At 46.2% G+C, this 8,650-nt stretch carries 13 protein-coding genes; 12 read left to right on the top strand and 1 reads right to left on the bottom strand.

What is annotated here, in order from left to right:
- The 12 genes from PHP87_RS09460 to PHP87_RS09405 form a co-directional block, all read left to right on the top strand.
- Positions 1-468: stage V sporulation T C-terminal domain-containing protein (locus PHP87_RS09460; RefSeq protein ID WP_299920629.1), on the top strand; the 468-nt coding region annotated here is incomplete at its 5' end.
- Positions 469-628: 160 nt separating this feature from the next.
- Entirely contained in the window at positions 629-2,182 is a 1,554-nt protein-coding gene (locus tag PHP87_RS09455) for a polysaccharide biosynthesis protein (RefSeq protein ID WP_299920627.1), read from the top strand.
- 341 nt (positions 2,183-2,523) lie between these two features.
- On the top strand, positions 2,524-3,291 hold the full coding sequence (gene mazG, locus PHP87_RS09450; protein WP_299920625.1) for a nucleoside triphosphate pyrophosphohydrolase: 768 nt from the start codon (positions 2,524-2,526) through the stop codon (positions 3,289-3,291).
- A 112-nt stretch (positions 3,292-3,403) separates the two neighbouring features.
- Complete coding sequence (locus PHP87_RS09445; protein ID WP_299920623.1) at positions 3,404-3,676, top strand: HU family DNA-binding protein; 273 nt, start codon at positions 3,404-3,406, stop codon at positions 3,674-3,676.
- A 1-nt stretch (position 3,677) separates the two neighbouring features.
- Complete coding sequence (locus PHP87_RS09440; protein ID WP_299920622.1) at positions 3,678-3,920, top strand: RNA-binding S4 domain-containing protein; 243 nt, start codon at positions 3,678-3,680, stop codon at positions 3,918-3,920.
- Between the two features lie 146 nt (positions 3,921-4,066).
- Complete coding sequence (gene yabP, locus PHP87_RS09435; RefSeq protein WP_299920620.1) at positions 4,067-4,336, top strand: sporulation protein YabP; 270 nt, start codon at positions 4,067-4,069, stop codon at positions 4,334-4,336.
- Between the two features lie 29 nt (positions 4,337-4,365).
- Complete coding sequence (gene yabQ, locus PHP87_RS09430) at positions 4,366-4,794, top strand: spore cortex biosynthesis protein YabQ (RefSeq protein WP_299920619.1); 429 nt, start codon at positions 4,366-4,368, stop codon at positions 4,792-4,794.
- Positions 4,795-4,897: 103 nt separating this feature from the next.
- Positions 4,898-5,131, top strand: a complete 234-nt coding sequence (locus PHP87_RS09425) for a sigma factor-like helix-turn-helix DNA-binding protein (protein WP_299920618.1) — start codon at positions 4,898-4,900, stop codon at positions 5,129-5,131.
- Positions 5,118-5,411 carry a septum formation initiator family protein gene (locus tag PHP87_RS09420; RefSeq protein WP_299920617.1) on the top strand — a complete coding sequence of 98 codons (294 nt, stop codon included), beginning with the start codon at positions 5,118-5,120 and terminating at the stop codon, positions 5,409-5,411. Before PHP87_RS09425 ends, PHP87_RS09420 begins: the two co-directional genes overlap by 14 nt.
- A gap of 85 nt (positions 5,412-5,496) precedes the next feature.
- Positions 5,497-5,952 carry a S1 RNA-binding domain-containing protein gene (locus PHP87_RS09415; protein WP_299920616.1) on the top strand — a complete coding sequence of 152 codons (456 nt, stop codon included), beginning with the start codon at positions 5,497-5,499 and terminating at the stop codon, positions 5,950-5,952.
- Positions 5,953-6,143: 191 nt separating this feature from the next.
- The gene (locus tag PHP87_RS09410; protein WP_299920615.1) at positions 6,144-7,010 is read left to right on the top strand and encodes a Ppx/GppA family phosphatase; all 867 of its coding nucleotides are present in this window, start codon (positions 6,144-6,146) and stop codon (positions 7,008-7,010) included.
- 520 nt (positions 7,011-7,530) lie between these two features.
- Positions 7,531-8,412, top strand: a complete 882-nt coding sequence (locus PHP87_RS09405) for a formate/nitrite transporter family protein (RefSeq protein ID WP_299920613.1) — start codon at positions 7,531-7,533, stop codon at positions 8,410-8,412.
- Here PHP87_RS09405 and PHP87_RS09400 read toward each other — a convergent pair.
- On the bottom strand, positions 8,368-8,650 hold a 283-nt coding region (locus PHP87_RS09400), incomplete at its 5' end, for a hypothetical protein (protein ID WP_299920611.1). The two genes, PHP87_RS09405 and PHP87_RS09400, sit on opposite strands and share 45 nt — an antisense overlap.

The following is an 8,650-nucleotide window of genomic DNA, read 5'->3' as shown; positions in this document are numbered from 1 at the left end:
GACCCTCTGGAAATTTTTGTTGACCGTGAAGGTGAGGTTATATTAAAGAAATATTCACCCATAGGAGAGCTCGGGGATTTTGCTAAAGAGTATGCGGACTCACTAAACGAAACCATTGGTCATATCTCTATGATAGCTGACCGGGATGTGATTATTGCCGTAGCCGGAGCCAATAAAAGAGAGTTCTTGAGTAAAGCCATTGGCAAGGTGGTGGAGAGAGCTATTGAGGAAAGGAGCACCCTGATCATGAATGACCTGGATGCTCCGGATGACGAAAACCTGCATGTTATTCAGAATGATGACCGGGAATATACCATCAAAGCCCAGGTAATTGCTCCAATTATTACTCAGGGAGATCCCATCGGCGCTGTTATCATAGTAAGCAAGGAAGCCGTCAAGATGGGGGATATGGAAGTAAAGCTGGCGGAAACCGCCGCTGGATTCCTGGCCAAACAGATGGAGCAGTAATTCTTAGGATACAAAACAAGAAGCGGTCTTGATTAAGCAAGACCGCTTCTTTTGCTGAGGAGGAGCAGGTGAGGGGAGATCAAAAATAAATTGTTCTTGGGTTAATTCTGTCATTGTGCACTGTGTTATAATAAAGCTCACGAAAACAGGGAGGGTATAGATGCAAGAGAAGCAAAACTTTCTAAAAGGGGCCATGGTTCTCAGTATTGCCGGAGCCATCAGTAAAATAATGGGAGCAATTTATCGCATTCCCCTGGCCCGCTTAATTGGGGGTGAAGGAATGGGGCTGTATCAAATGGCCTACCCCATCTATACCACCATTTTATCTCTGGCCACCGCCGGAGTTCCCGTAGCCATATCAGTGCTGGTTTCGCGGAAAGAAACTCAGGGCTATTCCGGTGACAGCCGAAAGATTTTTCGGGTTTCGCTGATAATACTATTGCTTTTCGGATTTCTGCTCACCCTGCTGGTCATGCAATCGGCTTCCTTTCTAGCCAATTCCGTATTAAAAGAACCCCGGGCCTATTACCCTATTCTGGCCGTGGCCCCGGCTATATTTTTTGCCGGTTTGATGTCGGTTTTCCGGGGTTATTTCCAGGGACAGCAGTCCATGATACCCACGGCTGTTTCTCAGGTTATAGAACAACTATTCCGGGTAACGGCAGTTTTAATCCTGGCTTTTCTGCTTTTCCCCCGCGGCCTGGAATACGCGGCGGCGGGAGCCACCTTTGGCGCGGTAGTGGGGGGTATAATAGGGCTCATCGTCCTGCTTATCTATTATTATTCTTTCCGCAAGGCGCAGAGGCGCTCCGGAAAAATGCTGGCCTATTCAGGAACCGGTTCCGTAGAGTTAGGGAAGGAAATGGTTCGCCTGGCCATTCCGGTTTCTTTTGGAGCAGTGGTACTTCCCCTGGTGCAGATGCTGGACGCCATTATTGTCCCCGGGCGTCTGATGGCCACCGGCTATGCCACTTCCCAGGCAACCGCTTTGTATGGCGAACTAGCCGGGATGGCCGCAGTTTTAATCAGCCTTCCCACCATATTTACCATTTCCATAGCCACCAGCCTGGTGCCGGCAGTATCGGAAGCCCTGGCCCGCAATGAGCGCAAACTATTAAACGATCGTCTGAATTATGGCTTCCGGGCCGGAATGATTATTTCCCTGCCCTGTGCCGCCGGGCTTTATGTCCTGGCCTTTCCGATTTGCGATTTACTCTATGCCACCCCGTCAGCCGGGGTACCCCTTGAACCCCTGGCTTTCTCCTGTATAGTTCTGGCGGCTTTTCAGCTATCCAGTGCCGGCCTGCAGGGGATAGGCAAGCCGCAGATTGCCATGCGCAACCTGCTTATTACCGGCGTTTTTAAGGTTATCTTCAACTACAGCCTTACCGGCATTCCGATGCTGAACATAAAGGGGGCCGCTATTGGAACCGTGCTGGCCTTCCTTATCGGTTCTTCTCTCAATATTATATATCTAAGAAAGCTTACCGGAATCAGCTATGAAAAGGGTCGAATGCTGAAGATAAGCCTGGTTACGGTCTTGATGGCCATAGCCGTACAATTCTCCTATACAACCCTGGTGGCAGCCGATATCAGATCGCAGTTGGCCACCCTCATAGCTATCTCCTTGGGCGTTTTGCTCTATGGGATACTGCTATTTTTAATTAGGGAATTGGATATAAATATGTTGAAGCGCATAAGCGGCCGGTCTTAAAAAAAGTGAGGAATGAGGGGTCGTCGGTCAGCGGTCATCAGGCGTCAGGAATCACACGGGTTATTTCCGACCGCATTAGTTCAACTATCCTTCAACTATTGTTTAATTATGATGTCACTGCAAAAAGTTATAAATGTGCATTAGTGTGCATAAATATTCCGCTCAGCTACCTTAATAGTGACACCCGCAGGGTGGAACACCAGGCGTACCCGCAGGGTGCTACCCCAATAGCGACCGAAGGGGTGTGTAGGGAACGACCCCCGTGTCGTTCCGAATCAGGCTATTCGAGAAAGGGGAAGTTTTCAATAATCCTGTCCTTGCGATGGGTTGGAGGTGAGATTTTGAGTAAAAACGGACAAGCAATAGATGCACTGCTGGAAGTGATGGATCGGCTTCTGGCACCTGATGGCTGTCCCTGGGATCGCGAACAGACCCATGAATCCCTGCAGAGATATCTGATTGAGGAATGCTATGAGGTAATCGAAGCCATCAAAATGCAGGATATGCATAAATTAAGGGAAGAATTGGGAGACTTACTACTGCAAGTTGTATTTCATGCCGCCCTGGCGGAACGGGAGGGCCATTTCGATTTTGCCGGAGTGGCCGATACCGTCAAGAAGAAAATGATTACCCGCCACCCTCATGTATTCAGCCATATGGATTTAAAAAGCAGTGATGAAGTTATGGCTCATTGGGAGAGTTTTAAGAAGAAAGAAGGCAAAAAATATCTGCTGGAGGGTATTCCAGCTATCTTACCAGCCTTGATGCGGGCGGAAAAAATGCAAGAAAAAGCTGCCCGGGTCGGCTTCGACTGGCCCGGGGTAGAAGGAGCCCTGGAAAAATTCAAGGAAGAAGTAGAGGAACTGGCAGCAGCCAAGAAGCTGGAAGAGATCAAAGAAGAAATGGGGGATGTGTTTTTTGCCCTGGTGAATGTGGCCCGCCTTAAAAATATAGACCCGGAAGAAGCCCTGCAGTCCTGCAATGATAAGTTTACCGCCCGGTTTAATTATATTGAAAAGAAGATAAAGGCGGAAGGAAAAGACTTTACCGACTATGCACTGGAGGAATTAGATCAAATCTGGGACGAAGCCAAGACTAAAGGATTATGATATTCCAGAAAGGTGCCCGACAAATGCAAGTTTTTTTCGCAGGAAGAAGGAAATTACCAAGAGGCGGCGAATAGCCACAATATGCCAAATACTAAAGAGGAGGGATAGCTTCTTGAATAAGACGGAATTAGTAGGTCAGGTAGCAACAAGAACCGGGTTGACCAAAAAAGATGTGGAGAAAGCAGTCAATGCTTTCTTCAATACGGTAGAAGGGGCTCTAAAAGCGGATGATAAAGTTCAACTAATAGGCTTTGGCACCTTTGAAGTAAGAGCCAGACAGGCCAGGAAAGGGAGAAACCCCCAAACCGGAGAGGAAATTGACATCCCCGCCACTAAAGTCCCGGCATTTAAGGCGGGCAAAGCACTAAAAGACGTTCTGGGATAAAATGCGGCTGGACAAGTATCTAAAAGTATCGCGGATAATCAAACGGCGAACCCTGGCCAAGGATTTTGCTGAGAGCGAAAGGGTCTTGCTAAACGGCAGGGTAGCCAAGCCATCCAGTGAAGTCAAGATCGGGGATATAATTACCCTGCGTATGGGAGAGAAAACTGCTGTTTATGAGGTTCTGGATATTAAGGAAAACATAAAGGCGGCAGATGCCGGGAATCTATATAGAATTATTGAATAATAATACGGCCCTGTATTTTACAGGGCTTTTTGTTTAATGCAGTTTCACTTTGCATACTAACCGTCCCCATATCAGCCCGAGGAATAAATTTGGCCGGGCTCGCATATTTTTTGGTAGACCATTATTAATTTAAGGAGGCGAGCTAAATGGCGGAACATTCCATCAAGTTGAGCAACCGCAGAAACATGGAACTCACCGGCATTAACCATGTTAACAATTTTGATGAAGAAAAGATTATTCTCGAAAGCGATCAGGGTCACATCTACATAATTGGGCAAGATTTGCATATTGGCACCCTGAATCTGGAACAAGGTCGGGTGGCCTTGGAAGGGAATATAGACATTATCGAGTACAAGGCTCCCGGCACCGATATCAAGGCCAAAGGAAAAAGTATTATAAACCGCTTGCTCAAATAAGCGATCAATTAGCGGAGGGGGGGTGCCTTTTGTCCGTCCTTTTGGGCCAGATAAAGGCCTTTTTCCTGACCCTGATACTGGGCATATTCAGCGGCGGCATTTTTCATTATTATCAATTAACCGTCAGAAAAGCCAGGATAGGCAGGTATTGGCTTTATTTAATCGATTTGATATTGTGGATGGTTTTGCTTTTAATTGTCTTTGTTTTTCTACTGCTCATCAATGGAGCAGAAATGCGGCTCTACATACTCCTGGCCCTGGCCGGTGGAATTGCTATATATTTTCATTTTCTTTCGCGGCTTATGGCAGCTACCCTTTCCCAAGCTGCCCAGGGAAGTCTAGAGTTTTCTTCCGGGTTGGCCCGAGCTTTAAGCCGTCCTTTTTTTCATCTTTTCCGCTATTGGAAAGCCCAAAAAGACAAACGCCGAACCCCACCGCCGGATGACAGTGGGGATTAAAAAAATTTCCCCCCTGGCAGGAATTTATCCATTACATCCCGAATAATAAAATTGTCCACAGATTGTGGAAAAATTGTGGATAGGGTAAGCGGGTGCAGCGGGAATGAAGATTGAAATCAGAGGCGTAGAAAAACTAAGCTTTCGGGAGAGACAAGTAGTGGTTTTGAAGGAAACGGGTAAGAGCAGCGAAGAAATCAGTAAAACCCTGCGAATAAGTACCAGCACCGTAGCTACTCTATTTAACCGGGCCCGAGCTAAAGGTTATGAAGTAGTAATCATACTTCCCGGTGATACCTTGGGCTTGTTTAAGGGAGAGGAAGAGGATGGAGAAAAATAGGCCAGGACCCAGGGCTGTATTTAGATGTTTGCTCATCGGAGCCTTATGCAGTCTTATGCTTATGATAGCAGCTCCCAAGCTCAAAATTATTTATGAAATGGATGGGCAGCGATACAGACTGGAGCAGGAAAAGGTCGAATTGGAAAAGAAGAACCGGGAACTTGAAAGCAGGTTGAAAGAAATAGATAGTTCGGCAGCGGTAGAAAAAATTGCTCGTGAGCAGCTGGGCATGGTAAAAAAAGGAGAAAAAATATTAATTCCTGTTAAAGAGGAAAGATAATAAATAAACCCCCTTTGCTGTTGACTACTGCATGGGCATTTTATACAATTGAAATAGTATATTTTTGAGGGGGCTCTTTAGCTTTATGCCTATTGAACAAACTAATATCGTACCTGGCAGCATCATGGAAGGAAAGGTGCAGGGAATCACCAAGTTTGGAGCGTTTATTGAACTTCCGGGAGGTGTGGTTGGACTGGTTCACATCTCCGAGATAGCCGATACCTATGTAAAAGATGTTAAGGATTTTATTAAAGAAGGCGATAGTGTCAAGGTTAAGGTGCTCAATGTTGCGGGGAAAAAGATTGGGCTTTCGATAAAGCAGGTATCCCCTCCACCGAAAAGTGAACCCAAAGCTTATGAGAGGAATTACCGAAGCAGTACCGGATCTTCAAGCAACCGTTACAATAATCCCATCGGCAAAAGCATCAATAGCCCGATAAGTCTGGATGACAAGATTGCCAAGTTCCTTAAAGAAAGCGATGAGAGAATGCAGCCGCTTAAGAATAAAATGGAACCCAGGAAGCGTAACCGCTTTAATTAAAATGCGCAAATAACAGGAAGCACTTCCCGCAGGAAGTGCTTTTTTATCCGATGACTAACTCGCTCTAAGACTCCCGCCCCTATAGGCGGGAGTAAGAGCGACTAAGTCCCTGGATAAGTGCGGCTAAGCTTCAGGTGGAGTTAAAACTCCACCTGAAGCAAGTCTTACTTGATGAAAAGGAGTCAGTCATATTGCGTTGTGCAGCCATAGATATTGGGACCAACTCCTGCCGTTTACTAATTGCTGATGCCAGTGCGGAAGGATTGCGGCCCCTTTACCGTGACATCAAGACTACTCGGGTAGGGGAAGGCCTTGGTGAACAGTTCCACCTCCAAGAAGAAGCTATTGAGCGAAGCATTTCCTGTCTGGATTCTTTTCGGAATATTGTAGAAGAAATGGAGGTAGACTCTTACCGGGTAGTGGCTACCAGTGCCTTGCGGGAAGCGGAAAACCAGGAAGATTTTCTGAGGAGAGCCCGGGAAAGAACTGCGATGCAGGTTCAGGTAATAAGCAGCGAGGAAGAAGCTCATCTGAGCTACCTGGGGGTAAGCCGGGGCTTGCCAGATATAGAGTCACCATTGGTAGCTGATCTAGGCGGCGGAAGTCTGGAATTGATCCTGGAAGGAGCGGATCCTATTTTCCTATCCTTTCCCCTGGGAGCAGTAAGGGCTATGGAACAAAACCTGAAAATCACTGAAATAACCGCTATAATGTCTTCCCTGGCCCTTCATAAAGATGACTTTGCCCCCCATCCGCTGGTTGTAGTTGGGGGAACTGCCACTAGCCTGGTGACTATTAAGCTCTCTCTGGACTTATATGATGTCAGCCTGGTTCACGGGCAGCTTCTGAGTCGGGGGGAAATTGCGGATATATATAATATGTTGGAAAGGATGCCGCTGAATCTTCGCCGCCGCTTGCCCGGTTTGCAGGCAGCCCGAGCCGATATTATTCCCTGGGGAACCCGAATAGTCTTACTATTAATGGATATGTTAGGAAAGGAAGAAACAACTATCAGCGAAAGTGACCTGTTAGAGGGGATTATCTGGGGATTGATATAAGTAATTATTATATATATAATTAAATTAAATAATAATTAGATTTTTCGCGCAGGTTTTTATCACTTTTTGTAGAAAAGAAAAGGTTGGGACTTCTATTATATATGAACCTTGTTGATTGATGAGCCTTGTACCCTGTGACTATAGTATGCTGCTTGCGTACGGGTACCGCGTTAATAATCATAAAGACAAGCTTAGTATATCCCGGTTGAGGACAGGGTAATAAACTCAGGTATGGTAGACGAGAGAGAAGCATGCTTGAGTTTTGTTAAAAGCAGCTGTTCTGGGAGCTTAACAGTTGCTGGGAACAAAAAGGAAGGAGGGAAGAACGAAGCACAAGATATAATTATATTCCGGCCGGGCTACAGGCCCCGGAATATAATCTTGATTCTTGCTGGGACATCTTCATCAATTCCAGCGTTCTACAGAAGTATTTTGCTATTAACGGCAAAAATACTAGAGGATTTGGTATCTATTTGCTATGTTCGAGAATTACAATAATAAAGGGAGAGTGAATAAGCTAATGAATTTTATGACACCAGCAGAAATTGCCGCAGCTACAGCTAATGCTGGAAAGGCGAAATGTGAATTACCAGTTTTAAAAATGCTTGTTTTGGGAATCCTGGCTGGCGTATATATTGGATTTGGAGCTAACCTGGCTACCAAGATAGGATCAATGGCAGCCTCAGATACCTCGGGCGGACAGTTCCTATTTGGAGCAGTCTTCTCCGTAGGCCTGATGTTGGTTGTCATTGCCGGTTCCGAGTTGTTTACCGGCAACTGTATGTTCTGTTGTATTTCCTCTTTGAATGGGCAATCCTCCTGGGGCGGATTACTTAAAAACTGGGTGGTTGTTTTTCTAGCCAACTTTGTAGGTTCGGTATTACTCGTATACATCATCTTTTATGGTGGATTTTGGGGCGATGGTGCCGTTGCCACCGCAATCAGTGCCCATGGAATAAAGGCCCTGGCTATTGCCAAAGGTAAACTGTCATTAACCTGGGGGCAAGCTTTTTTCCGGGCTATTGGTTGTAACTGGTTGGTTTGCCTGGCTGTATGGTTGGCTTTTGCGGCTAAAGATGTAGTAGGAAAAATCTTCGGTATCTTCTTCCCCATCATGGCCTTCGTATCCAGCGGATTTGAGCATAGCGTTGCCAACATGTTCTTTATTCCCATGGGTATTACCATTGCTCAGAAAAACCCCGAAATGGTAGCAGCTGCCACCAAGCTAGGGGCTGATGGAACGGCAGTTTCGGTTTTTAACATGACTGCGGACCAGGTAACTGCTTTCTTCACCTATGGTAATTTTATTAATGCCAATCTGATCCCGGTAACATTGGGGAACATCGTAGGTGGATCTTTATTTGTAGCTATGTTCTACTGGTTTGTTTATTTGAAAAAATAGTTTTTTCCCGGCACAGCCCATCCTTGGATGAGCTGTATACTTTAATTTGCATACCCTGTAAAGTTTTTTGCAGCCCGTCATTGCGACGGGCTGTTTTTGTTTGCGAGGCATGTTGCCGAGCCGGTGGTCTGAGAAGTTGACCATGTCACCTAGCCAATGGGAAGACAAGCTGTAAGCAAGGGCGTCTTTGGCGACAAAGGGGTCTGAAGGAAGCTGATGGCGGTTATCGGAGCGGAGC

This window comes from Syntrophomonas sp. (assembly GCF_028707975.1).
Classification (GTDB): Bacteria; Bacillota; Syntrophomonadia; order Syntrophomonadales; family Syntrophomonadaceae; genus Syntrophomonas.
This window is presented reverse-complemented; position numbering and strand designations above follow the sequence as displayed.

Bases quoted from the DNA above. Each gene is read 5' to 3' on its own strand.
- PHP87_RS09420 (WP_299920617.1), top strand. From the start codon at position 5,118: ATGGAGAAAAATAGGCCAGGACCCAGGGCTGTATTTAGATGTTTGCTC.
- PHP87_RS09405 (WP_299920613.1), top strand. From the start codon at position 7,531: ATGAATTTTATGACACCAGCAGAAATTGCCGCAGCTACAGCTAATGCT.
- PHP87_RS09455 (WP_299920627.1), top strand. From the start codon at position 629: ATGCAAGAGAAGCAAAACTTTCTAAAAGGGGCCATGGTTCTCAGTATT.
- yabP (WP_299920620.1), top strand. From the start codon at position 4,067: ATGGCGGAACATTCCATCAAGTTGAGCAACCGCAGAAACATGGAACTC.
- PHP87_RS09440 (WP_299920622.1), top strand. From the start codon at position 3,678: ATGCGGCTGGACAAGTATCTAAAAGTATCGCGGATAATCAAACGGCGA.
- PHP87_RS09425 (WP_299920618.1), top strand. From the start codon at position 4,898: ATGAAGATTGAAATCAGAGGCGTAGAAAAACTAAGCTTTCGGGAGAGA.
- PHP87_RS09415 (WP_299920616.1), top strand. From the start codon at position 5,497: ATGCCTATTGAACAAACTAATATCGTACCTGGCAGCATCATGGAAGGA.